The sequence below is a fragment of the Bradyrhizobium sp. SRS-191 genome (assembly GCF_024586915.1).
Taxonomy (GTDB): Bacteria; Pseudomonadota; Alphaproteobacteria; order Rhizobiales; family Xanthobacteraceae; genus Bradyrhizobium.
On record NZ_JANBVS010000006.1, the window covers coordinates 146,940 to 172,168 of the forward strand.

Annotated in this window: 14 protein-coding genes; 8 read left to right on the forward strand and 6 right to left on the reverse strand. The window is 64.1% G+C overall.

Annotation, left to right across the window (positions count from 1 at the left end; translation table 11 throughout):
- Positions 1-6: 6 nt before the first annotated feature.
- Entirely contained in the window at positions 7-1,278 is a 1,272-nt protein-coding gene (locus NLR35_RS13335; protein WP_257166992.1) for a TMEM143 family protein, read from the reverse strand.
- Between the two features lie 332 nt (positions 1,279-1,610).
- On the opposite strand from NLR35_RS13335, the gene NLR35_RS13340 reads away from it, so the two are divergent.
- Positions 1,611-2,021 (forward strand): VOC family protein, encoded by a 411-nt coding sequence (locus tag NLR35_RS13340; RefSeq protein ID WP_257166993.1) that lies wholly within the window; start codon positions 1,611-1,613, stop codon positions 2,019-2,021.
- 75 nt (positions 2,022-2,096) lie between these two features.
- Here the strand turns inward: NLR35_RS13340 and NLR35_RS13345 are convergent, their stop codons facing one another.
- From NLR35_RS13345 to NLR35_RS13355, 3 genes are all read right to left on the reverse strand, one after another.
- Positions 2,097-3,635: a SpoVR family protein gene (locus NLR35_RS13345; RefSeq protein ID WP_257166994.1), complete on the reverse strand. Its 1,539-nt coding sequence runs from the start codon at positions 3,633-3,635 to the stop codon at positions 2,097-2,099.
- The gene (locus NLR35_RS13350; RefSeq protein ID WP_257166995.1) at positions 3,632-4,909 is read right to left on the reverse strand and encodes a YeaH/YhbH family protein; all 1,278 of its coding nucleotides are present in this window, start codon (positions 4,907-4,909) and stop codon (positions 3,632-3,634) included. Before NLR35_RS13350 ends, NLR35_RS13345 begins: the two co-directional genes overlap by 4 nt.
- 219 nt (positions 4,910-5,128) lie before the next feature.
- Positions 5,129-7,072 carry a PrkA family serine protein kinase gene (locus NLR35_RS13355; protein WP_006614005.1) on the reverse strand — a complete coding sequence of 648 codons (1,944 nt, stop codon included), beginning with the start codon at positions 7,070-7,072 and terminating at the stop codon, positions 5,129-5,131.
- Between the two features lie 1,036 nt (positions 7,073-8,108).
- On the opposite strand from NLR35_RS13355, the gene NLR35_RS13360 reads away from it, so the two are divergent.
- From NLR35_RS13360 to NLR35_RS13380, 5 genes are read left to right on the forward strand one after another with little or no spacing between them, the layout of a single operon-like run.
- Positions 8,109-10,955, forward strand: coding sequence for a bifunctional transaldolase/phosoglucose isomerase (locus NLR35_RS13360; RefSeq protein WP_257166996.1), 2,847 nt, complete (start codon positions 8,109-8,111; stop codon positions 10,953-10,955).
- Between the two features lie 13 nt (positions 10,956-10,968).
- Entirely contained in the window at positions 10,969-12,015 is a 1,047-nt protein-coding gene (gnd, locus tag NLR35_RS13365; RefSeq protein WP_257166997.1) for a phosphogluconate dehydrogenase (NAD(+)-dependent, decarboxylating), read from the forward strand.
- Positions 12,012-13,535 carry a glucose-6-phosphate dehydrogenase gene (gene zwf, locus NLR35_RS13370; RefSeq protein ID WP_257166998.1) on the forward strand — a complete coding sequence of 508 codons (1,524 nt, stop codon included), beginning with the start codon at positions 12,012-12,014 and terminating at the stop codon, positions 13,533-13,535. Before gnd ends, zwf begins: the two co-directional genes overlap by 4 nt.
- 4 nt (positions 13,536-13,539) lie before the next feature.
- A complete protein-coding gene (gene pgl / locus NLR35_RS13375) occupies positions 13,540-14,793 on the forward strand; it encodes a 6-phosphogluconolactonase (protein ID WP_257166999.1) in 1,254 nt (417 codons plus the stop codon).
- Positions 14,794-14,812: 19 nt separating this feature from the next.
- Entirely contained in the window at positions 14,813-15,625 is an 813-nt protein-coding gene (locus tag NLR35_RS13380) for an HAD family hydrolase (RefSeq protein WP_257167000.1), read from the forward strand.
- A gap of 10 nt (positions 15,626-15,635) precedes the next feature.
- On the opposite strand, the gene NLR35_RS13385 is transcribed toward NLR35_RS13380, so the two are convergent.
- Together NLR35_RS13385 and malQ are read right to left on the reverse strand one after the other, a co-directional pair.
- The gene (locus NLR35_RS13385) at positions 15,636-17,447 is read right to left on the reverse strand and encodes a glycoside hydrolase family 15 protein (protein WP_257167001.1); all 1,812 of its coding nucleotides are present in this window, start codon (positions 17,445-17,447) and stop codon (positions 15,636-15,638) included.
- Positions 17,448-17,489: 42 nt separating this feature from the next.
- Complete coding sequence (gene malQ, locus NLR35_RS13390) at positions 17,490-19,442, reverse strand: 4-alpha-glucanotransferase (protein WP_257167002.1); 1,953 nt, start codon at positions 19,440-19,442, stop codon at positions 17,490-17,492.
- 344 nt (positions 19,443-19,786) lie between these two features.
- Here malQ and treS point away from each other — a divergent pair, with 344 nt between their 5' ends.
- A complete protein-coding gene (gene treS, locus NLR35_RS13395; RefSeq protein WP_257167003.1) occupies positions 19,787-23,092 on the forward strand; it encodes a maltose alpha-D-glucosyltransferase in 3,306 nt (1,101 codons plus the stop codon).
- Complete coding sequence (gene glgB / locus NLR35_RS13400) at positions 23,089-25,227, forward strand: 1,4-alpha-glucan branching protein GlgB (RefSeq protein WP_257167004.1); 2,139 nt, start codon at positions 23,089-23,091, stop codon at positions 25,225-25,227. Before treS ends, glgB begins: the two co-directional genes overlap by 4 nt.
- The last annotated feature ends 2 nt before the right edge of the window (positions 25,228-25,229 follow it).

Below are 25,229 nucleotides of genomic sequence, written 5' to 3' on the forward strand. Positions count from 1 at the left end.
CCGATCTCATGACCGCAGCGCGTTCGCCCAGACGCGCTCGAGCTGCGCGATGGCTTCTCGCAGCGGCAGCGCGGACAGCGCGTCGTCATCTCCGCTCACGAGACCGAACTCCCGCAGCCTGATCAGCGCCTCGTCGACATTGAACGCGCGCACCAATCCGAACATCTGCTGCAAGAGCTCCTCGACATGGCTACCCAATGCAGCACGCGACAGCGGCACCGAGGCCAGCAAGAGCCCGCCATAGGCCAGCACGGCCTCCTTCCAGTCCTGATCCTCGGCCTCGCCGATCAGATAGTTGAAGATGCCGGAGTTGTTGTTGACGTTGCGGAAGTAGATGTTGTCGGTGACCTGCTTCTGATGGATCAGCGACTGGCGATGAAAGTTGCCCCATTGCCTCAGGATGAAGGCGCCGAGTGCGAATAGACCTGAGAGCGCTGCCAGCGCCTGCTCGGTGTCGTTGTCGTGGACCGTACCGCTCAGGCCGAGGTAGAAGCCGGCGACGATGAACAGCACGGTGAGTGTCGAGGCCAGCTTGAGCAGGATCGGCACGCCGCCGACCAGGGCCGGCACGCCTAACGTCAGCTGCTCGCGCAGGCCCATGACCACGCGGACGTTGGGCAGCAACGCTTCGAGATCGAAGCGCGCGATGTGGCGGAAATATTTGAACAGCACGGCGCCGCCGCGGATCTTGTTGCGGCCGCGCCAAGCGGCGGTCTTGCGTTTCTTTTTTGTAGGCTCGTCGGGCTTGGTTGCGACCATCAGAATGATGTCGTCATAGACCTCGATCTCCTGCTTGCGCCGCCGCAGTCCATAGAGCGCGGGCACCTCGATCGTTTCCTGATGCGTGCCCCGCCGGAACATGCGCACGGCGCGATAATCGGAGATCGGCGCCTTCAGCTTCACGCGGACCAGCGCATGCTCGGAGAAGGCGCGCTCGATCTCATCATGGGGGATCTCGATGAAATTGGCCTCGCCGAGCACCCGGACGAATTCGTCGGTGAGATTTCGGTAGGCGGTGTCGCTCTCTTCCGGCGAGCGATGGCGGCCAAGGGGCACCTCGGGGTCGAAGTCGAAATAGGCGTCACGCAGCCGATCAAGCTCGTCGAAATACTCATGGTGCAGGATGGCGCCGAGCATGTGCGCCAACTGGCGCAGATCGCTGGCCTGGGCGTCATCCAGACCGCCATGCGAGATCACGGCGTCGAGGACGTCGGACTTGCGTATCGGAATGAACCGGTCCCGCCGGCTCGCCGTCACCGTCTCCTTTGCCTCAACCACGCGCCTTACGCCCACTTCGATCGACGTTTTCACCGGCTGGGCTTAGGCCCGCCGCGCGCACCATAGCGGGCCGATCAGGCTTGCGCCACTTGCCGTCGATTCCTGCCGGCTGGCATCGCCCCGATCTCGTCCGAGCTTGAGTCGGTCTCCAGGCGTTTGGTCTTGCTCGCCGCCGCCAATATAGCTCGTCATGCCCGGGCTCGACCCGGGCATCCATCCACTCGCCAAAGAGATGGATGGCCGGGTCAAGCCCGGCCATGACGACGGAAAGGTCCTGGCCCCAGCCTCATCTCCATGGGTTAGGGTGAACCTCACAGACAGGGAGAACGTTCGTGACCAGCAGCCTGGAGATCAAGTCCGCCTTCAACGCCATTCGGGCCATCGACTATACGATCATCCTCGTCCGCGATTGGCCCGCCATGCGCAACTTCTATGAGATCGTGCTGGGCTTCCCGATCACGCGCGAGCTGTCGCAGGCCTGGATCGAATACCAGATCGGCCCCAACACGCTGGCGCTGGCCCAGCCGAAGCGGCTCGCAGCGGACCAGCCGACGCAGGCGGGCAGCGCCTCGCTTCAGCTCGCGTTCAAGGTGGACCGTGACGACGTCGACCGCTGCGCGGCTGAGTTGACCAGCAAGGGCATCGCCCTCATGGAGCCACCGACCGACCAGCCGTTTGGCCACCGGACCCTGTTCTTCAGGGACCCCGACGGCAACCTGTTGGAGGTCTATGCAGAGATCTAGGGATTGAAGATCGAAGGCTCGGACATCGAAGGCTCGAACATTTAAGGCTCGAACATTTAAGGCTTGGCGGCCGCGCTACGCGGCCGCCGGTTGTATCCGGGGATTGAGCACATACTCCTTCAGCACTTTGTCGGTGGCGGCGTCGACCTCGGTCAGCTGGACGTCGTAGCTCCAGAGGTCGGCGAGGTGTTGCAGCACGCGCTTGGTGTCGATCTCGTTGAGCTGGGCGCCCTTCACCACCGTATGCCGCAGCATCAGGCGGCGGTCGCCGGCGAGGTCGACGTCGACGACCTCGATGTTCGGGTCGATGTAGCCGACGTCGTACTGCTTCGACAGCTCGCGGCGAATGCGACGGTAGCCGCGCTCGTCGTGGATGGCGTCGACCAGGATGCCGGCGCGCTCGGCCGGATCGTCATGCAGATGGAATAGCCGAAGCTGCCGGATCAGAGCCGGGCTGAGGAACTGGCTGATGAAGCTCTCGTCGCGGAAATTGGCCCAGACGTCGCGCAGCACCGCCATCTCGTCGCCGGTGCCGGCGATGTCCGGGAACCACTCCCGGTCCTCCGCGGTCGGATCCTTCACGATGCGCTCGATGTCCTGCATCATCGCAAAGCCGAGCGCATAGGGATTGAAGCCCGAGAAGCGCGGGTCGTCGAACTCCGGCTGGAACACGACGTTGGTGTGCGACTGCAGGAATTCCAGGAAATTGCCGTCGGTGAGGCGGCCGTCCTGGTGCAGGCGGTTCATGATGCGATAGTGCACGTAGGTCGCCGTGCCTTCGTTCATGACCTTGGTCTGGCCCTGCGGGTAGAAATACTGCGCGATGTGGCGGACGATGCGCAGCAATTCGCGCTGCCACGGCGCCAGCCGCGGCGCGCTCTTTTCCAGGAAATAAAGCAGGTTCTCCTGCGGCAGGCCGAGCAGAGCGCGCCGGCGTTCGACGTTCAGCACCGCGCTGGTCTTGGCGGGGCCCGTCGGCACCGTGCGCCAGAGGTCGTTGAACTGCTCCTCTTCGTAGAGCCTGCGCTTGCCGGCGCGCTTCTCCTCCTCGCGGAAGTCGAGCTTCTTCTTGCCGGGATAGCGGTCGACGCCATGCGACATCAGCGCATGCGCGGCATCGAGCGTGTGCTCGACGGCCATCCGGCCGAACCGCTCCTCGCATTGTCCGATATAGCCACGCGCGAAATCGAGATAATCGAGGATGCCGTCGGCGTCGGTCCACTGCTTGAACAGATAGTTGTTCTTGAAGAAGTGGTTGTGGCCGAACGCGGCGTGCGCGATCACCAGGGTCTGCATCGTCGCCGTGTTCTCCTCCATCAAGTAGGAGATACACGGCGAGGAATTGATCACGATCTCATAAGCGAGGCCCATGAGGCCCTTGCGATAGGAGGCCTCGTGATAGGCGAAGTGCTTGCCGAACGACCAGTGCTTGTAGAACAAGGGCATGCCGACCGAGGAATAGGCGTCGAGCATCTGCTCGGCGGTAATCACCTCGATCTGGTTCGGATAGGTGTCGAGCCCAAGCTCTTTCTGCGCCACGGTCTCGCAGGCATCGTGGATGCGCTGCAGAGTGAGGAAATTCCAGTCGGCGCCTTCGAACAGCAATCCGCTCATGATGCCGCCCTCTCCTGCGTGGTGCCGCGACGCTGGAACAGGTCGTGGAAGACCGGGAAGATCTCGCTGCGGTCGCGCACCTTGCGCATCGACAGCGGCTCGCCATTGGCACGCAGCCGCTCATACAGCGACCACAGCGCGGAATCCGGCATCTCGAACGAATAGGTGCCGGATTCGCCGACCTCGAGATAGGCGAAGAATTGCGACACCGGCAGGATGTTGTCGGTCAAGAGCCGCGCGACGTTCTCGGAGTCCGAGGTGGCGTTGTCGCCGTCGGAGGCCTGCGCCGCGTAGATGTTCCAGTCCGAGGGGCGGAAGCGCGAGCGGACGATGTCGTGCATGCATTGCAGGGCGCTGGACACCAGCGTGCCGCCCGAGGCCGGGCCATAGAAGAAGGTCTGCTCGTCGACCTCCTCGGCGCGGTCGGTGTGGCGGATGAACACGATCTCGACATGGCGGTAGCGCCGGGTCAGGAACACGTAGAGCAGCATGTAGAATCGCTTGGCGAGATCCTTCATGTGCTCGGACATCGAGCCGGAGACGTCCATCAGGCAGAACATCACGGCCTGCGCGATCGGCTTCGGCACCGCTTCGAAGCGGCGATAGCGGATGTCGATGGGATCGATGAAGGGGATGCGCTTGGCCTTGGCCTTCAAGGCTTCGAGCTCGGCCAGCAGCGCGGCCTTCTTCTCCTCGTCCGTTTCCTCCGTAATCTGGGCTTCCAGCTCGGCGATTGCTTCAGGCCGTGGCCGACGCAAGGCAACACGGCGAGCCATGGCCCTTGTGACCGTCCGGCTGATCGAGATGTTGGCCGGAGAGCCCGACGTCGAATAGCCGGCCCGCACCAGGCCTTCGCTCTCGGCTTCGGCGAATTTGCGCTTGGCGAGATCGGGCAGTTCGAGATCGTCGAGGAAGAGGTTGACGAACTCCTCCTTGCTCAGAACGAAGCGGAAGGCGTCCTCGCTGTCGCCCTGCCCCGGCCCCGATTTACGGCCGCTGCCGTCGCCGGAGCGCGGCAGGATGTCGCCTTCAATGAATTTCTTGTTGCCCGGCAGCACCATGTCGCGGGTGCCGCCCTCGCGCCGGAAGCGCGGCTCGTCCATGCCGTCCAGCGGGATCGACACCTCGCCGCCTTCCAGCACGTCCTTGATGTCGCGGTCCTGCGAGGTCTTCTTGACCGCTCCCTGAACCAGGGCCTTGGCGCGGCGCAAAAATCGCTGGCGGTTTTCCAGACTTTTGCCGCCCGGATTCAGGCGCCGATCAATGATGTGCATGACCACGTTCCACACGCCTCCTGCTGCAGCGGCTTCGACTCCTGCTCTCCCCCGCCGCGATGCCGCGGTGCAGCGTCAGATCGACCCGGCACCCGCATCATTTCTGTTCGACGCTTCAACGAAACTTGCGTCGAACGCTCCGCATCAGATCATAGTCCTGGCGCCGGTATCCACCGTTGGCCTGTCACACACGCAGTGAACACCGGCGCCGGACCACGATCAACCCGCCTGCTTCACCCGCATGTACCACTCGACCAGCCGGCGGACCTGCCGCTCAGTGTAGCCGCGTTCGACCATGCGCGCGACGAAGTCGTCGTGCTTCTTCTCGGTCTCGCCGTCCTTCTTGCTGCCGAACGAGATGACCGGAAGCAGATCTTCGACCTGTGAGAATATCCTCTTTTCGATGACTTCGCGGATCTTTTCGTAGGAGGTCCAGGACGGATTTTTTCCGCCGTTCTGGGCCCGCGAGCGCAGCGAGAACTTGACAACCTCGTTGCGGAAGTCCTTCGGGTTGGCAATTCCGGCCGGCTTCTCGATCTTGGTCAGCTCCTGGTTCAGGAGTTCACGGTTGAGCAGCTGTCCCGTATCGGGATCCTTGAAGTCCTGGTCCTCGATCCAGGCGTCGGCGTAATCGACGTAGCGATCGAACAGGTTCTGGCCGTAATCGGAATAGGATTCCAGATAGGCTTTCTGGATCTCGTGGCCGATGAATTCGGCGTAACGGGGTGCGAGGTCCGCCTTGATGAATTCGAGATAGCGCTTCTCGATTTCCTCCGGCAACTGCTCCCGCTTGATCGACTGCTCCAGCACGTACATCAGATGAACGGCATCGGCAGAGACTTCCGACGTGTCGTGGTTATAGGTCGCAGCCAACACCTTGAAGGCAAAACGGGTCGAGATTCCGTCCATGCCCTCGTCGACGCCGGCGGCGTCGCGATATTCCTGCACGCTGCGCGCCTTCGGATCGGACTCCTTCAGGCTCTCGCCGTCATAGATCCGCATCTTGGCGTACAAGGTCGAGTTTTCGTGCTTGCGCAGCCGCGACATCACGGAGAAGCGGGCCAGCGTTTCCAAGGTCGCCGGCGCGCAGGGCGCGGTGGCGAGCTCGGAGCCCTGGATCAGCTTCTCGTAGATCTTGCGTTCTTCAGTCACGCGCAGGCAGTACGGCACCTTGATGACGCAGATGCGGTCGATGAAGGCTTCGTTGTTCTTGTTGGTCTTGAAGCTCTGCCACTCCGCTTCGTTGGAGTGGGCGAGGATCACGCCGCTGTAGGGGATCGCGCCGATATTCTCGGTGCCGATATAGTTGCCTTCCTGCGTCGCCGTGAGCAGCGGATGCAGCATCTTGATCGGCGCCTTGAACATCTCGACGAATTCGAGAATGCCCTGGTTGGCGCGATTGAGGCCGCCCGAATAGCTGTACGCGTCGGGATCGTTCTGCGCAAAAGTCTCGAGCTTGCGGATGTCGACCTTGCCGACCAGCGAGGAGATGTCCTGGTTGTTCTCGTCGCCGGGCTCGGTCTTGGCGATGCCGATCTGGCGCAGCCGCGACGGCTGGATCTTGGCGACACGGAATTGCGAGATATCGCCGCCGAACGCTTCGAGCCGCTTGTAGCACCACGGGCTCATCAGACCGGTGAGGCGGCGGCGCGGAATGCCGTATTTCTCCTCCAGCATCGGGCCCAGCGTGTCGGGATCGAACAGGCTGAGCGGGGATTCGAAAACCGGGCTCAATTCATCGCCGGCCTTGAGCACGTAGATCGGATGGGTCTCCATCAACTGCTTCAGCCGCTCGGCGAGCGACGACTTGCCGCCGCCGACCGGGCCGAGCAGATAGAGGATCTGCTTGCGCTCTTCGAGACCCTGCGCGGCGTGCCGGAAGAAGCCGACGATGCGCTCGATCGTGTCTTCCATCCCGTAGAAGCCGGCGAAGGCGGGATACAGGCGAACCGTCCGGTTCAAAAAAATACGGCCAAGGCGTGGGTCCTTGGCCGTGTCTATCATCTGAGGCTCGCCGATCGCAGCTAGTAGTCGTTCAGCAGCGTTCGCGTATCGCATCGGGTCGGTTCGACACGATTCTAGATATTCCTGCATCGACATGTCGGTCTGGCTTCGGGCCTCGAACGACCTCGCGAACGCGTTGAACAACGAATCGTTGTACATGATCCCTCTCCACGTAGGTTCCGCCGCACTTGCTGCAACGGGCCGAGATCTAAGTACGTTCCTACTGATCTCGAACCGACTCAGAGTGAAGCGCGCTAGCCCTCATTGGGCACCGTCTTGGTCCTCTTCCGCAACGCAAAGTGCATGCAGCATATGCCCTATCAACATGCACTTCGCTCAATAGTTCGGCAAAACCACGCCAATCGTCTCCATTTGTACCTCAATGTCTCTGCTTCGCAACATCCGCAATACCCCGGCACCGTAGTCTCCCCGCGCCGCACAAGGTGTTGTGAAGCCGCGTGAACCAGGGCTGCGACACGTGCGAACGAGTGTCGGCGATGCTGGTGAACCGCATATGAACGAATATCTTCTCCGTAACGTCGAAGCGCCGGAACGACTCATTCGTGATGCGGCGTGTTCGTGATGCGGAGCGCCCCGCGCGCATCGCACGTGACTGACGAACTTGCTCAAACGCCCATCGCGTCGTCGGCAACTCGGCTTCGCTCGCATCTCCGGGCGACGGCTCAAACGCGACGCGACCGGCAGCGCCCCAGAACGTCCGTAGCACTTTGGCACAAACGAAAGCATCTCACGAAAGAGATGTGCGGCGCTTTTGGCTTTGCAAGATGACGAAGTCGGCATGGCCTGCTCCGATCGTCTTCCTTCCGAATGAAATCGCCAAGTCTGAAATCGCCAAGTCTGAAATCGCCAAGTCGAGCTTGCGGCGATCCGTGGAATCTTTACGGCGGCGGCGATGCTGCGGATCACCTCGCGATCTCACTGGCCGTTGATCGCGCGGCGCGGTCCTGGGCTCACATCTGCCGGCTTCTCGCCTGCCGTCAGATCGGGCTTGCAGTCCACGCCCCGACAACGCTCCCGAACAACCTCGAAAACTGTCACGAAGCTGTTGGGATTCCACCAGGATCAATCCAATATGAATGGCGTTATCCGAACGGCTGACGCATAGTTCGTCCCGGGCCAGGCCGGTTCTGCCTGGAACCCAGAAAAGCAAGCCAGAGCACATAGATAGGCAGCAATGAACCCCGTCAAGAAACTCGAACGACACGGCCAGGCGGTCTGGCTCGACTTCCTCGCGCGCGGCTTCGTCGCCAAGGGCGACCTGAAGCGGCTGATCGACGAGGATGGTGTCAAGGGCGTGACCTCCAATCCGGCCATTTTCGAGAAGGCGATCGGCAGCTCGGACGAGTACGACGCGCCGATCGCCAAGGCGCTGAAGAGCGGCGATCGCTCGCCGACGCAGCTGTTCGAGACGGTCGCGGTCGAGGACATCCAGAACGCCGCCGACGTGCTGCGCCCCGTCTATGACGAATTCGACGGCAATGACGGCTTCGTCAGCCTGGAGGTCTCGCCCTATCTGGCAATGGACGCCAAGGGGACGATTGCCGAGGCCGAGCAGCTCTGGAAGGCGGTCGACCGCCGCAATCTGATGATCAAGGTGCCGGCCACCGATGCGTGCCTGCCGGCTATCCAGCACCTGATCTCCAAGGGCATCAGCGTCAACATCACGCTGCTGTTCTCGCAGGAGGTCTATCGGCAGGTTGCCGAGGCCTATCTCGCCGGCCTCGAAGCCTATGTCGCGGATGGCGGCGATCCCTCACATGTCGCGAGCGTGGCCTCGTTCTTCGTCAGCCGCATCGACAGCGTCGTCGACAAGCAACTCGACGAGAAGATCGCCCAGGCCAACGATCCCTCCGAAAAGGAGCGGCTGACCGCACTGAAGGGCAAAATCGCGATCGCCAACGCCAAGATGGCGTATCAGGATTACAAGCGCCTGTTCGCCGGCGACCGCTGGGAGCGCTTGGCCGCCAAGGGCGCCAAGCCGCAGCGGCTGCTGTGGGCCTCCACCGGCACCAAGAACAAGGATTACAGGGACGTCCTCTATGTCGAGGAGCTGATCGGCCCTAACACCGTCAACACCGTGCCGCCGGCCACGCTGGACGCCTTCCGCGACCATGGCGAGGTGCGCGACAGCCTCGAAGAGAATGTGGAAGCGGCCGAGGCCGCGCTCGAGGACCTGGCCAAGACCGGGATCTCGCTCGACGACATCACCGCCGATCTCGTGATCGACGGCGTCAAGCAATTCGCCGACGCCGCCGACAAGCTGTATGGGGCGGTCGCGCACAAGCGCGCTGTCGTGCTCGGCGAAGCGCTCGGGCAGCAGTCGATCGCGGTTGCTGCTGATCTGGAGAAGAAGGTCGCCGCGGCCACCGAGGACTGGCGCAAGTCGGCCAATATCCGCCGCCTCTGGCACAAGGATGCCTCGGTCTGGACCGGCAAGGACGAGCATAAATGGCTGGGCTGGCTGACCAGCGCCGGCAAGGCCGATCTCGCCGACTATGAGGACTATGCCCGGCGCGTGAAGGGCCAGAAGTTCTCCGACGCCGTCGTGCTTGGCATGGGCGGCTCCAGCCTCGGCCCGGAGGTGCTCGCCAAGACCTTCCCGCGCAAGGCCGGCTTCCCCCGGCTGCACGTGCTCGACTCCACCGATCCGGCGCAGGTCCGGGCGATGGAGAAGAAGATCGACATCTCCAACACGGTGTTCATCGTGTCCTCGAAGTCCGGCGGCACCACCGAGCCGAACGCGATGAAGGATTACTTCTTCGCGCGCGTCAGCGAAGCGATCGGGCCGAAGAAGGCCGGCCACCGTTTCATTGCCGTCACCGATCCCGGCTCGTCGCTGGAGAAGGCAGCCAAGGCGCAAGGCTTTGCGCGCATCTTCCACGGCGAACCGACGATCGGCGGACGTTATTCGGTGCTGTCGCCGTTCGGCCTCGTCCCGGCCGCGACCGCGGGCATCGACGTGCGCAAGCTGATCACCAACGCCTTGTCGATGGTGCGCTCCTGCGGCCCGGACGTGCCGCCGCTGCAGAATTCGGGCGTGCAGCTCGGCCTTGCCATGGGCCTCGCCGGCCTGGACGGCCGCGACAAGGTGACGATCTTCGCCTCGCCGAAGATCGCCGATTTCGGCGCCTGGGCCGAGCAGTTGATCGCCGAATCCACCGGCAAGGAAGGCAAGGGCCTGATCCCGATCGATGGCGAGCCGGTCGCTTCGCCTGACGTCTATGGCCACGATCGCTTCTTCATCGACATCAAGGTGGACGGTGACGATGTCGACGGTCACGACGAGAAGCTTGCCGCACTCGAAGAGGCCGGTCATCCGGTGGTGCGCATCGTGTTGGCCTCGATCGATCAGCTCGGGCAGGAGTTCTTCCGCCTGGAGATGGCAACGGCCGTCGCCGGTGCGGTGCTCGGCATCAATCCGTTCGATCAGCCCGACGTCGAGTCGGCGAAGATCAAGACCCGCGAGCTCACCGCAGCATTCGAAGAGACCGGCGCACTTCCCGCGGAGGAGCCGGTGGTCGCCATCAAGGGCTGCGAGCTCTACACCGACAGCCACAATGCCGAGAGCCTGCGCGAGCACGGCGCCAACGGCACCCTCGCCTCCTGGCTGAAGGCGCATCTCGGCCGTGCCGGCGAGGGCGACTACATCGCGCTGCTCGGCTATATCGAGCACAATGACGCGAATACGGACGCGCTCCAGCGGATGCGCGTGAAGCTGCGCGACACCAAGCATCTCGCGACCTGCGCCGAGTTCGGCCCACGCTTCCTGCACTCGACCGGCCAGGCCTACAAGGGCGGACCCGACAGCGGCGTGTTCCTCCAGATCACCGCCGATGATGCGCAGGATCTGCCGATCCCCGGCCAGAAGGCCAGCTTCGGCGTCATCAAGGCGGCGCAAGCGCGCGGTGATTTCGACGTGCTCACCGAGCGCGGCCGCCGCGCCCTGCGCGTGCATCTCAAGGGCAATCTAAAGTCGGGCCTCAAGATGCTCGACAGCGCCATGTCAGAAGCGCTGAGCTAGGAAGGTCTCCTCGATGCAGTTGGGAATGATCGGTCTCGGGCGGATGGGCGGCAACATCGTGCGCCGCCTGATGCGCGCGGGACATTCATGCGTCGTCTATGATCGTGACGCGAAAGCCGTCGCTGCGCTGGTCTCCGAGGGCGCAATCGGAGCAGCAAGCCTTGAAGAGTTCGTCGGCCAGCTCGCCACGCCCCGCCATGCCTGGATCATGCTGCCGGCCGGCAAGATCACCGAAGCCACCGTCGAGCAGCTGACCAAGCTGATGTCGTCCGATGACGTCATCATCGATGGCGGCAACAGTTTCTGGCAAGACGACGTCCGCCGCGGCAAGGCGCTGCGTGAGCGTGGCCTGCATTATGTCGATGTCGGCACCTCCGGGGGCGTCTGGGGTCTGGAGCGCGGCTATTGCATGATGATCGGCGGCGACAAGGCGGTTGTCGACCGCCTCGACCCGATCTTCTCGACGCTGGCGCCGGGCATCGGCGACATCCCGCGCACCCCTGGCAGGGACGGCCGCGACCCGCGCGTCGAGCAGGGTTACATCCATGCCGGCCCGACCGGCGCCGGCCATTTCGTCAAGATGATCCACAACGGCATCGAATACGGCCTGATGCAGGCCTATGCCGAAGGCTTCGACATCCTGCGCAACGCCAACAGCGACGTTCTGCCCGAAGCGCATCGCTTCGATTTCGACCTTGCCGACATCGCCGAGGTCTGGCGGCGCGGCAGCGTCATTCCATCCTGGCTGCTGGATCTCACTGCCAGCGCGCTCTCACGCGCGCCGGGCCTGGAGAAATATTCCGGCTTTGTCGAGGACTCCGGCGAAGGACGATGGACGGTGAATGCCGCGATCGACGAGGCGGTGCCGGCCGAGGTCCTGACGGCGGCGCTGTTCGCTCGCTTCCGCTCACGCCAGGAGCACACCTTTGCGGAGAAGATCCTCTCCGCCATGCGCGAAGGCTTTGGCGGCCACAAGGAGCCCGAGCAGCATCCTGATCCCGCGCGTCAGAGCGCCCCCGAGATCGTCAAGCCCAAGAACGACAAGGCGGACCGCGCGTGAAACCACTTCATCCGCACCAGCCGCCGCACCAGAAGCCCGACGCCTGCGCCTTCGTGATCTTCGGCGTGACCGGCGACCTGACGCACCGCCTGGTGCTGCCGTCGCTGTACAACCTCGCCGCCGGCAACCTGCTGCCGGATCGGTTCTGCATCGTCGGCATCGCGCGCAAGGGCATGTCGAGCGAGCAGTTGCGAACCAATTTGATGGAAGGCCTGCGCAAATACGCCACGCGTCCGATCGAGGACGAGGTCGCCCAACGCCTCCTGCATTGTGTGACCGCGATCGAAGCCGATCCAAAGGAGCCGGACAGTTTTGACGAGCTGAAAGAGCGGCTTGAGAAATTGGAAGCCGCGCGGGAAACGCACGGCAATCGGCTGTTCTATCTGGCGACGCCGCCCGCCGCTTTCGCGCCGATCGCTCAGCAGCTCGGTCGCGTCGGACTCCTGAAGGAGGATGGCAAGGCCTGGCGCCGCCTGGTGGTGGAAAAGCCGTTCGGCACCGATCTCGCCTCGGCCAAGAAGCTCAACGACCAGCTGCTGGAGCTGGTGACCGAGCACCAGATCTACCGGATCGATCATTACCTCGGCAAAGAGACGGTGCAGAACATCCTGGTGCTGCGGTTTGCCAACGGCATGTTCGAGCCGATCTGGAACAGGCATCACATCGATCACGTGCAGATCACCGTCGAGGAGAAGCTCGGCGTCGGCACCCGCGGCAGCTTCTATGACGCCACAGGCGCGTTGCGCGACATGGTGCCGAACCATCTGTTCCAGCTGCTCTCGCTGGTCGCGATGGAGCCGCCGGCGCGGTTCGATGCGCACACCGTGCGCTCGGAGAAGGCCGAAGTGCTCTCGGCCATCCAGCCGCTGACGGAAGAAGAAGCGCTGCTGAATTCCGTGCGCGGCCAGTACAAGGCCGGGATGGTCGGCGACACCGAGCTGACAGCCTATCGCGAGACCAAGGATGTGAATCCCGACAGCGCGACGGAGACCTATGCGGCGCTCAAGCTGACGATCGACAATTGGCGCTGGGCGGGCGTGCCGTTCTACCTGCGCACAGGCAAGGCGCTCGGCGCCAAGCGCACCGAGGTCGCGATCAAGTTCCGGCAGGCGCCGTTCGCGATGTTCAGCTGCACGCCGATCGATACGCTGGCGGAGAACTATCTGGTCATCGGCATCGAGCCGACCCAGAGCATCACCCTGCAATTCAACACCAAGATCCCCGGGCCGACGATCCGCACCGACGGCGTGCAGATGAAGTTCAACTACAAGGACTATTTCCAGGCGGAGCCGGCGACCGGCTATGAGACCCTGATCTACGACTGCATGATCGGCGACAACATCCTGTTCCAGCGCGCCGATAGCGTCGAGGCCGGCTGGAAAGCGGTCGAGCCGTTCATCGAGGCCTGGAAGAAGGCCGGCCGCGACGGCCTGCATACCTATCAAGCTGGCAGCGAAGGCCCCAAGGCCGCTGCCGACCTGCTGGCGCGCGACGGCCGCAGCTGGCGCAAGCTGTCCTGACGTGATGGGCACGCCGTCTCCCGAGCTGGTGCGCGTCGCTGACAAGGCGGCAATGGCGCAGCCGGCCGCCGATCTCCTGCTCGCGCGGATCGCGGCCAATTCCGGCCGCATCGCCATCTGCCTCACCGGCGGCTCCAGTCCGAAGCAGCTCTATGAGCTCTTGGCGACGGACGCCTATCGCGACCGCATTCCATGGCCGCGCATACACTGGTTCATCGGCGACGAGCGTTTCGTGCCGCCGGGCGATCCGCTGCACAACATGACGATGGCGCGTCATGCCTTCCTCGATGCCTGCGCGCCCGCGGACAACATTCACCCCATCCCGACGGAGACCAACTCGCCCGAGAGCAGCGCGGACGCCTATGCGCGCGAGCTGATGGCGTTCTACGGCGCCGACGCGCTCGACCCTGCGCGGCCGCTGTTCGACCTCGTGCTGCTCGGCATCGGCCCCGATGGCCACGTTGCCTCGCTGTTTCCAGGCTACCCGGCCATCGATGTCGGGGATCGCTGGGTGGTCGGCGTTGATAAGGCGCACGTCGCCCCGTTCGTGCCGCGGGTCAGCCTGACGCTGCCTGTGCTCGCGTCCTGCCGCACCATGCTGTTCGAGGCCGGCGGCGCCGATAAGCGGCCGATCCTGACGCGGGTGCTGGCGGGCGAGGACCTGCCCGCCAATCGCGCGCGGTCGAACGATAGGACGACATTTATCATCGACGACGCGGCGTGGCCGGAGACGCCGGCGAAGCTCCCGCACGCGCTGATCGTCATGGGCGTTTCGAGCTCGGGCAAGAGCACGGTCGGGGAGGCCTTGGGACGGCGTCTCGGCTGGCGGTTCGAGGATGGCGACAGCTTTCATCCGCCCGCCAACGTCGCCAAGATGAGCGCGGGCCAGCCGCTCACGGACGAGGACCGCTGGCCCTGGCTGCAGGCGATCGCCGACGAGATCGCGCGCTGCCGTGCCAAGGGCGAGCGCATCATCATCGCCTGCTCCGCGCTCAAGAAGGCGTACCGCAAGATCCTGGTCGGTGATCCCCGCGACGTCCGCCTGGTCTATCTCGAAGGCGACCGTGAGCTGATCGGCGACCGGATGGGCCACCGCAAGGGCCACTTCATGCCGACCGGGCTGCTCGACAGCCAGTTCGCCACCCTGGAACCACCTGGCGCCGACGAGCATCCTATCACGGTCTCGGTCGACGCGCCGGTCGAGCGCATCGTCGACGACATCCTGCAACAGCTTGCAATCGGTCAGGGCCGTACCTGACCGCGAATGGAACGACTCCATGACCCGCATCGCTCTCGTCGTGTCCGACGTCGACGGCACGCTGCTGACCAAGGACAAGGTTCTGACCGAGCGCGCGGCGAAGGCCGCCCGCGCGCTGCGCGAGGCCGGGATCGCCTTCACCATTACCTCAAGCCGCCCGGCGATCGGCATGGGCTTCCTGATTGCGCCGCTGCAGATCGACCTGCCCGTCGGTCCATTCAACGGCAGCTCCATCGTCAGTCCCGACATGCGGCCACTGGAGCAGAGCCTGATTCCGGCGGATGCGGCCCAGCGCTCCGTCGACCTTCTCCATCAGCGCGGAATCGACATCTGGGTGTTCACCGCCGACGCCTGGCTGACGCGCAATCCCCATGGCGACTACGTGCCGAACGAGCAGCGTGCGATCCGCGCCGATCCCACCATCATCGGCGATTTCGCGCCCTATCTGTCGAGCGCCTGCAAGATCGTCGGCGCCAGCCGCGACTTCGATCTGCTCGCCCGCTGCGAAGGCGAGATGCGCGAGCTGCTGGGCAATGAGGCGACCGCCGTGCGCTCGCAGAGCTACTATCTCGACATCACGCCGCCCGGCCGCAACAAGGGCACCTTCGTCACCGCGATGGCCGAGCGGCTCGGCATCCCGCTCGACCAGGTCGCGACCATCGGAGACATGCATAACGACGTCGCGATGTTCGAGGTGAGCGGCCTGTCGATTGCGATGGGCAACGCCACCGACGACGTGAAGAGCAAGGCCAGGCGCGTCACGACCTCCAACCATGACGAAGGCTTCGCCAACGCCATGGAGATGATCCTGGCCGAAAACGCGCAGGGCTAGCGCGCAAAGCTCAGGCGTCCGACCGCTGCTTGGCCGGCTTGTCGCTCGTCTTCTTGGCGCAGCTCAGATTCTGCGCCGTGTTGATCAGCGCAATATGCGTCAGCGCCTGCGGGAAGTTGCCGGTCTGCCTGCGCGTATCGATGTCGTATTCCTCAGCGAGCAATCCGACATCGTTGGCGATGCCGACCACGCGCTGGAACAGCGTCTCCGCCTTGTCGATGTTGCCGGAGAGCACATGGGCATCCGCCAGCCACAAGGTGCAGGCGAGGAACGCGCCCTCGATCGGCTGCTGTTCCTGTGACGATACTTCGCGCGGATCGTGGCGCAGCACGAAGCCGTCGCGCAGGAGATGCTGCTCGATCGCCGCGATGGTCCCGCGGATGCGCGGATCGGAGCACGGCAGGAAGCCCACCGCTGGCAGCAGCAGCAGGCTCGCATCGAGCATCTGCGATCCATACGCTTCGACGAAGCTGCCGATCTCCGGATCGTAGCCCTTTTCACAGACGTCGCGATGGATGGTCTCACGCAGCCGCCGCCAGCGCTCCAGCGGCGCCTCCAGATTGAAGCGCTCCGCGCTCTTGATGGCACGATCGAACGCGACCCAGGTCATGACCTTGGAAAATACGTAGTGCCGGCCGTCGCCGCGGCGCTCCCAGATGCCGTGGTCAGGCCGGTCCCACACATCGGTGAGATGATCGACGACCGCGCGTTCGAGCGCCCAGGTGCCGTCGTTCAGTTTCAACTTGGTCATGCGCGCCTGATGGAAGGCGTCGATCAGTTCGCCATAGACGTCGAGCTGCAGCTGCGCATGGGCGGCATTGCCGATCCGGACCGGCTGCGAGCCCTCATAGCCCGGCAGCCATTCCGCCTCCCATTCGGTCAGCCGGCGCTGGCCCATGATGCCATACATGATCTGCATGTGCGCCGGCGCACCGGCGGCCGCGCGCAGCAGCCAATTATGCCACGCCAGCGCTTCCTCGGTGTAACCGGAGTTCATCAACGCCAGCAGCGTGAACGTTGCGTCGCGCAGCCAGCAGAAACGATAGTCCCAGTTGCGCCAGCCGCCGAGCTTCTCCGGCAGCGACGTGGTCGGAGCGGCGACGATGCCGCCGGTGGGGCCATAGGTCAGCGCCTTCAGCGTGACGAGCGAGCGCATCACGAGATCACGATGATCGCCCTGATAGGTGCAGCGGCCCGACCAGTCCGACCAGAACGCCTCGGTGTCGCGAAGCGCTTGCTCGTAATCGATCGCCTTGGGGACCGGCAGATGCGACGCGCCGTAGGTCAGCACGAACGGCACCGTCTCGCCAGCCGCGACCTCGAATTCCGCGACGGTCGTCATGTCCTCGCCGTGCGTTGCGACCGGCGTGTGCAGCACAGCCATGTCAGGCCCGCACACGGCAAGCAAAGCCGAGCGGTCCTCGGAGCGCCTCACCCAGGGGATCTCCACGCCGAAGCCGAAGCGGATGATCAGGTCCATGCGCATGGCGACCTGGCCCGACACGCCGCGCACCAGGCGCACGACGTCGGAGGCCTTGCCGCGCGGCGGCATGAAGTCGATCAGCTCGACCGTGCCGGTCGCGGTCTCGAACCGGGTCTCGAGGATCAGGCTGTCACCCCGATAACGCCGCGAACGCGACCTGACCTCGTCGCGCGGCTCGATCAGCCAGCGGCCATTGCTGTGATCGCCGAGCAGCGCTGCAAAGCAGGCATCGGAATCGAACGCCGGCCAGCATAGCCAGTCGATCGACCCGTTGCGGCTGACCAGCGCCGCCGTCTCGCAATCACCAATCAGCGCGTAGTCTTCGATCCTGCAGGACATTCCACATCCGTGTGCAAATGCCCCCTACCCGTTCCCCACAGATCAAACGCCGGCCGGGCTGATCCGTTCGGCGGTTGCGACCTTGAGTGCATCGACGTCGGTCGCGGTCGTGATGTCCTCGATATTGACCGGCATCTTGCGGCGCCAGTTCGGATGTTCGTCGATGGTACCGGGGATGTTGGGCTGATCGACGATGCCGAGCAGATCCTCCAGCGAGATCACCAGCAGGCGCGATCGCGTCCTGGACAGGAAGCTGATCGCCGAATGGACGTCGTTGCTCTGGATGCCGTTGTGGCGCAACACCTCGTCCCACAGCCCGAGGGCCTGCCAGCGATCCTGGTCGCTCTCGCCGGGATCGATATCCAATCCACGCTTGGTCTTGAGGTCGCCGAACGAGCGCCAGCCGGCATAGGTCGAGAGGTCGTGCGTGTTCAGCGTCACCAGCGCGTTCGGCGGATAGAAGTCGACGTCGCGGAAGCGCCCGTTGTCGTCGCGCTCGAAGATCATGACCTTGTAGGACCACAGGCCCCAATCAGCCATCTGCTCGCGAAACCCTTCCGGCACCGTGCCGAGATCCTCGCCGATCACGATGCACTGGCTGGCGACGCTCTCCATCGCGGTGGCCGCGAGCAGCGCATCGAACGGCATCTGGACATACGCGCCCTGCTTGGCCGGAAAGCCATGCGGCACCAGATAGAGCCGCTTCAGCCCGAGCACATGGTCGAGCCGGATGGCACCGGCATGGCGCATCGAGGCCCTGATCATCTCGCGGAACGGCTCGAAATTCTTCAGCTCCAGCCCGGGTGCATTGAAGCCGGCCAGGCCCCAGTTCTGCCCGACCGTATTCAGCGGATCAGGCGGCGCGCCGACCGACAGCGTGCGCGAAATCGCACCCTGCTCGTTCCAGGCATCGAAGCCATCGGATTGGACGCCGACCGCGACATCGAGATACAGGCCAACCTTCATGCCCAGCCGATGGGCGAGATCCTTGCAGTGGCGCAGCTGCCGCTCGGCGATCCATTGCACATAGGCGACGAAATCCGCCTCGCGGCTGTCCGGGCCGCTGAGCAGCGCCGCGCAACGCGCCGCATCGGGCTGACGCCATTCCTCAGGCCAATCCCACCACGGCTTCTGGAAGCGATGCCGCAGCACCTCGAAGCAGGTGAAACGCACCAGGAGGTCGCCGCGCTCGGCGCGGTAGGCCTTGAACTCCGCCACGTCGGCGGCATCGGGAGCCGCCATGAATGCATCGAAGGCGGCGCGCAGCGCTGGCCATTTCAACGCCGCGACGCCCTTGTAATCGACCAGATCGGCCTGCCGTAGCGGCTCCAATGCCTTGCTGTCCGGCCCGTTGGCAAAACCGGGCGCCTGCTCGACATCGACGTAGAGCGCATTGAGGAACAGCCGGCTGTTCGGCGCATAGGGGCTGAAATCGCCGGGCCGGTCGTCGAACAGCGCATGCAGCGGATTGAGGCCGACGCCATCAGCGCCGAGCTTCGCGCAGGCCTCGATCAGATTAGCGAGGTCGGTGAAATCGCCCATGCCCCAGTTGCGCCGCGACTTGATGCCGTAGAGCTGAACCGCCAGCAGCCAGACGCGATCAAAATCGCCCGAATAGGCCTTGTCGGGCGCGACCAGCAGCGGCAGCTCCTCGCGGCATGACGACGCATCCAACAGCTCGAGCCGGTAGCTGCCGGCGGGCAGATCGCCCGGCCACTCGATGAAGACCTCGCGTGTTTCACCTTTGGCAACCTCGACATCGCCGCTCTTGACGGTCCATTTGACCGGCAGCTTGGCCTCGTCGCTCAACCGGCTGCGTGCCGGTTGCGCGGGCCGAATCACGATCGCGCTGCTGAGCAGCCGATGCGGCGTGGGCCTTGGGAAGGCCTCAACGATGATCTTGAGTGCCGCCTCCTCGGTAACGCGGCGATTCCCCTGACCGTCGTAGAATTCTGTCAGGATTCCGAGATGATGAGCTTGGCTGTGGAGATCCATTCGGCCCGCGTTCTGACGTTACGAGGGGTCGCACGTCGTGAAATTGTTATTGGACGGCAAGAGGATAGGCCCCTAACGCGCCGCGCAGGCCCTCGTTCCCTGGGGAACAAAAGCCGGGACTGCGGCTTTGTATCGGGTGGTTCCGGTTCCTAGCGAACCGGGACACTGTTTTCTTGTCAATGGCATCACCGTGAACAAATTTCCGCACACGTTCGAGAGCGTCATCCTCTGCGGCGCTTTCTCCCCTATTCTGCCCTCTTTTGAGGAGAGCCGCATCTGGCGAGGCCGACCCGCCTCCCACAGCAACCGATTCCTTCTTCTCTTCTCTCCGGCGTGAGGGCCTCATGAACGTGATGTCATCCCTGGACGCCCCGAGCCTCCAGACCGAGACCGATGGCGACGGCCTCTGGTACAAGGACGCGATCATCTACCAGTTGCACGTCAAGGCGTTCGCCGACAGCAACAATGACGGCATCGGCGATTTCGCCGGTCTGACCGAGAAGCTCGACTATCTGCAGGATCTCGGCGTCACCGCGCTGTGGCTGTTGCCGTTCTACCCGTCGCCCGGCCGCGACGACGGCTACGACATCGCCGATTACGGCAGCATCAATCCCGATTTCGGGACGATGAAGGAGTTCAAGCGCTTCATCCAGGAAGCGCAGCGCCGCGGCCTGCGCGTCATCACCGAGCTCGTGGTCAACCACACCTCCGACCAGCACCATTGGTTCAAGCGCGCCCGCCGCAGCCCGCCGGGATCGAGCGCGCGCAACTGGTATGTCTGGAGCGACACCGACCAGAAATATCTGGGCACGCGAATCATCTTCACCGACACCGAGAAGTCGAACTGGACCTGGGATCCCGAGGCCGGCCAATTCTATTGGCACCGCTTCTTCTCGCACCAGCCGGACCTGAACTTCGACAATCCACGCGTGGTCAACGCCATCATCCAGGTGATGAAGCGCTGGCTGGATGCCGGCGTCGACGGCTTCCGGCTGGACGCGATTCCTTATCTGTGCGAGCGCGACGGCACCAACAACGAAAACCTCCCCGAGACGCACGCCGTCATCAAGCGCCTGCGGGTCGAGCTCGACAATTACGCCAAGGACAAGCTGCTGCTGGCAGAGGCCAATCAGTGGCCGGAGGACGTTCAGGAATATTTCGGTCAGGGCGATGAGTGCCACATGGCCTATCATTTCCCGCTGATGCCGCGCTTCTACATGGCCATCGCGCAGGAGGACCGCTTCCCGATCACCGACATCCTGCGCCAGACGCCGGATATTCCCGCGACCTGCCAATGGGCACTGTTCCTGCGCAATCATGACGAGCTGACGCTCGAAATGGTGACCGATGTGGAGCGCGACTATCTCTGGTCGACCTACGCCAATGATCCGCGCGCGCGGATCAATGTCGGCATCCGCCGGCGGCTGGCGCCGCTGATGGACAATGACCGGCGCAAGATCGAGCTGATGAACTCGCTCTTGATGTCGTTCCCGGGCACGCCGATCGTGTATTACGGCGACGAGATCGGCATGGGCGACAACATCTATCTCGGTGACCGCAACGGCGTCCGGACGCCGATGCAATGGACGCCCGACCGCAACGGCGGCTTCTCACGGGCAGATCCTGCGCGACTATACGCGCCGATGATCATGGACCCGGTCTATGGCTACGAGGCCGTCAACGTCGAGGCGCAGTCGCGCAGCATCTCGTCGCTGCTCAACGCCACCAAGAAGCTGATCTCGGTGCGCAAGTCGACGCTTGCGTTCGGCCGGGGCAGCATGACCTTCATCCGCCCGGCCAACCGGTCGGTACTCGCCTATGTGCGCCAGTACAAGGACGAGGTCATCCTCTGCGTCGCCAACCTGTCGCGCTCGGCGCAGGCCACCGAACTCGACCTGTCCGCGTTCAAGGATCGCATTCCGATCGAGATGCTCGGCCGCTCGCGTTTCCCCGCGATCGGCGAGCTGCCCTACATGATCACGCTGGCGCCCTACGGCTTCTACTGGTTCCAGCTCAAGGAGCGCGACAAGTCCGAGCCGGTCGTCCAGCGCGCCGTGCCGGAATTCGAGACGCTGGTCGTCCCGCTCGGCTCGACCTGGGTGTCGCTGGCGCGCACCCGCAGCCTGTTCGAGCGCGACGTGCTTCCCGGCCACCTCTCCCGCACGCGCTGGTACCCCGAGCGCGCGCCCGAGGCGATTCATCCAACGCTGACGTCCGCGATCCCGTTCTGCGACATCGGCGACAACCGGCCGTGGCTGATCTTCTTCAAATCCACCGAGCGCAAGGACGAGCTGCGTTACCTCCTGCCGATGCAGATCGAGTGGGTCCGCTTCGACCGCGAACGTTACAATCCGCAGGCCTTCGCCGCTGTCCGCCAGGGGGCCCGCGAGGGCACGCTGCTGGATGCGGCCACCAATCCCATCTTCCTCGCGCTGCTGCTGCGCAATCTCGCGCAGTCGCTGACGGTGGAGGAGAACGGGATACGGCTCGAATTCCGCCCGACCTCGCGCTTTCCCGACAAGCCCGTGCGCGAGTCCGAGCAGGTGCGCATCATCGAGACCGATCGCTGCAGCAGCAAGGCCGTCGTCAACAACGAATTCTTCATCAAGATCTATCGCGAGCTCGAGACAGGCCCTCATCCCGAAATCGATGTCGGACGCTTCCTCACCGAGATCGTTCGCTTCCCCAACGTGCCGCCGCTGCTCGGCAGCGTCGAGGTGATCCAGGACGACGAGCGGCGCACGGTCGGCGCCGTGCATGGCTTCGTCGAGAACCAGGGCGACGGCTGGACCGTCACCGCCGCCTATCTCGACCGCTACGTCGACGACCAGCGCGTGTTCGCGAGGAGCGGCGACGAACGGCAGAGCGAGGAGCTGCCGCCCTATCTGCGCTACATGACCCAGGCGGGCCGGCGGGCCGGCGAGTTGCATGCGGCGCTGGCCTCGCGCAGCGACATCGCCGACTTCGCTCCCGAGCCGACCACGGCCGACGCCCTCGATCATTGGATCGACCGGCTCCACGCCCAGGCCGGCCGCATCTTCACCAGCCTGAGCGAGCGCCGCGACCACCTCAAGGACCCCGAACGGGGACTGGCCGACCAGGTGCTCGCCAGGCGCGGCGAATTGTCGGACCGGCTCAGCCATCTGATCCCGCGCGGTGTCGCCGGCCGCGACATCCGCCTGCATGGCGACTTCCACCTCGGCCAGATGCTGATCGTCAAGGACGATATCGTCATCATCGATTTCGATGGCGACGAGGAGCAGCCGCTGGCCGAGCGCCGCCGCAAGGCGCCGCCGGCCCGGGACATCGCCGGCTTCCTGCGCTCGATCGACTGCTCGGTTCGCGTCGCGCTCGACCGCGCCATGAGAGCCACCCCGGATGATCACGGCAGGCTTGTCGCGGCGCTCGCCGAGTGGCGCGATCAGGCGACCGCGGCTTTTTTGTCCGGTTATCGCGACGTCAAGGCCACCGAGCCGCTGTGGCCCAACGATCCGCGTGCGGCGGAGGCGCTCCTTAACTTTTTCCTGCTGGAAAAAGCGCTCGGAGCACTCGAATATGATCTGGCCCACCGGCCGGATTGGTTGCGCGTCGCGCTGGGCAATCTGCTTCGCGTCCTGTCCGAGTCAGCACCTGCCAGCGAGTCTTCATGACCCATCTTTCTCCCGAGGCGTTTGCGATCATCGAAGGTCGGCATTCCGACCCGTTTCGCTATCTCGGTCAGCACAATGTCGAGGGCCGGACGGTCGTGCGTGCGTTTCTGCCCGAGGCGTCCCGGGTCGAGGTCGTGGGCGAGCACGGCGAAGTCGCGCCGCTGGCGCGCATCCATGATTCGGGCCTCTTCACCGGCACGATGTCGTCCATGCAGCGCTATCGCCTGCGCGCCACCTTCGGCGATTCCGTCACCGACCTCGAGGACCCCTATCGCTTCCTGCCGATCCTCGGGGATCTCGACCTGCATCTGCTCGGCGAAGGCAATCACGAGCGGCTCTACGACAAGCTCGGCGCGCACCCCATGGTGATCGACGGCGTCGACGGTGTCGGCTTCGTCGTGCTCGCGCCCAATGCACGGCGCGTCAGCGTGGTCGGCGATTTCAACTTCTGGAACGCGCGGCGGCATCCGATGCGGGTGCGCGGCAACGGCTATTGGGAGCTGTTCATTCCGCGCGCCCGCGCCGGTGACCACTACAAGTTCGACATCATCGGGCCGCAAGGCGAGCACCTGCCGTTGAAGTCTGACCCTATGGCGTTCGCGGCCGAGGTCCGTCCCAAGACGGCCTCGATCGTGGTTGACGAGACCAGCCTGCCGCGCCCCCAGCCGGCGCCTCACGACGTCAACAAGTTGAACCGGCCGGTCTCGATCTACGAGGTGCATCTCGGCTCCTGGCGGCGCAAGGACAACAACCAGTGGCTGACCTATCGCGAGCTCGCCGAGCAGCTGCCTGCCTATGCGCGCGACATGGGCTTCACCCATATCGAATTCCTGCCCATCAATGAGCACCCGTTCGACGGCTCCTGGGGTTATCAGCCGACGGGCCTCTACGCGCCGACGAGCCGGTTCGGCAGCCCCGAGGACTTCTGTGAGCTCGTCGCTGCCTGTCATCGCGAAGGGCTGGCGGTGTGGCTGGATTGGGTGCCGGGGCATTTCCCAGACGATCCGCATGGCCTCGGCCATTTCGACGGCACCGCGCTGTACGAGCACGCCAATCCGATGCAGGGCCGGCATCTCGACTGGGGCACGCTGATCTACAATTTCGGCCGCACCGAAGTTGCCAACTTCCTTCGCTCGAATGCGCTGTTCTGGCTGGAGCGCTACGGCATCGACGGCCTGCGCGTCGACGCCGTCGCCTCGATGCTCTATCTCGACTACAGCCGTCCCTCGGGCGGCTGGATCCCGAACAAATATGGCGGGCGGGAAAATCTCGAGGCAATCGAATTCCTGCGCCGGACCAATATCGACGTGTTCGGCCATTTCCCGCAGGCGACGACCGCCGCCGAAGAATCCACTGCCTGGCCGCAGGTATCCCGTCCCGTCGACACCGGCGGTCTCGGCTTCGGCTACAAATGGAACATGGGCTGGATGCACGATACCTTGCGCTACGTCAGCAAGGACCCGATCCACCGCAAATATCACCACGGCGAGATCCTGTTCGGCCTGCACTACGCCTTTTCGGAAAACTTCATCCTGCCGCTGTCGCATGACGAGGTCGTGCACGGCAAGCGCTCGATCCTCGGCCGGATGCCAGGCGACGACTGGCAGCGCTTCGCCAACCTGCGCGCCTATTACAGCTTCATGTTCGGCCATCCCGGCAAGAAGCTGTTGTTCATGGGCTGCGAGCTGGCCCAGGAGCGGGAGTGGAATCACGACACGTCACTGGATTGGCACCTGCTCGGCGATGCCCGCTATGCCGGCATCCAGGCCTTGATCCGCGACCTCAACCACCTCTACCGCAACCAGCCGGCGCTGCACGAGCGCGACTGCGAGCCGGAAGGGTTCGAGTGGCTGATCACCGACGATTCCGACCGCAACGTGTTCGCCTGGGTGAGAAAAGGCTTTGATGACCGGGCCCGCTGCGTCGTGGTCGTGAACTTTTCGCCCAACGTGTATTACAATTACCGGGTCCGCGCGCCGCTCAGCGGCACATGGCGGGAAGTCTTCAATTCCGACTCCTCGCATTATGGCGGCAGCAATGTCGGCAATGTCGGCCAGGTCCATGCCTCTGAAGATCAGCACCTCAACCTCATCCTCCCGCCCATGGCAGCGGTATTTCTCGTCCCGGAAGCCTGACG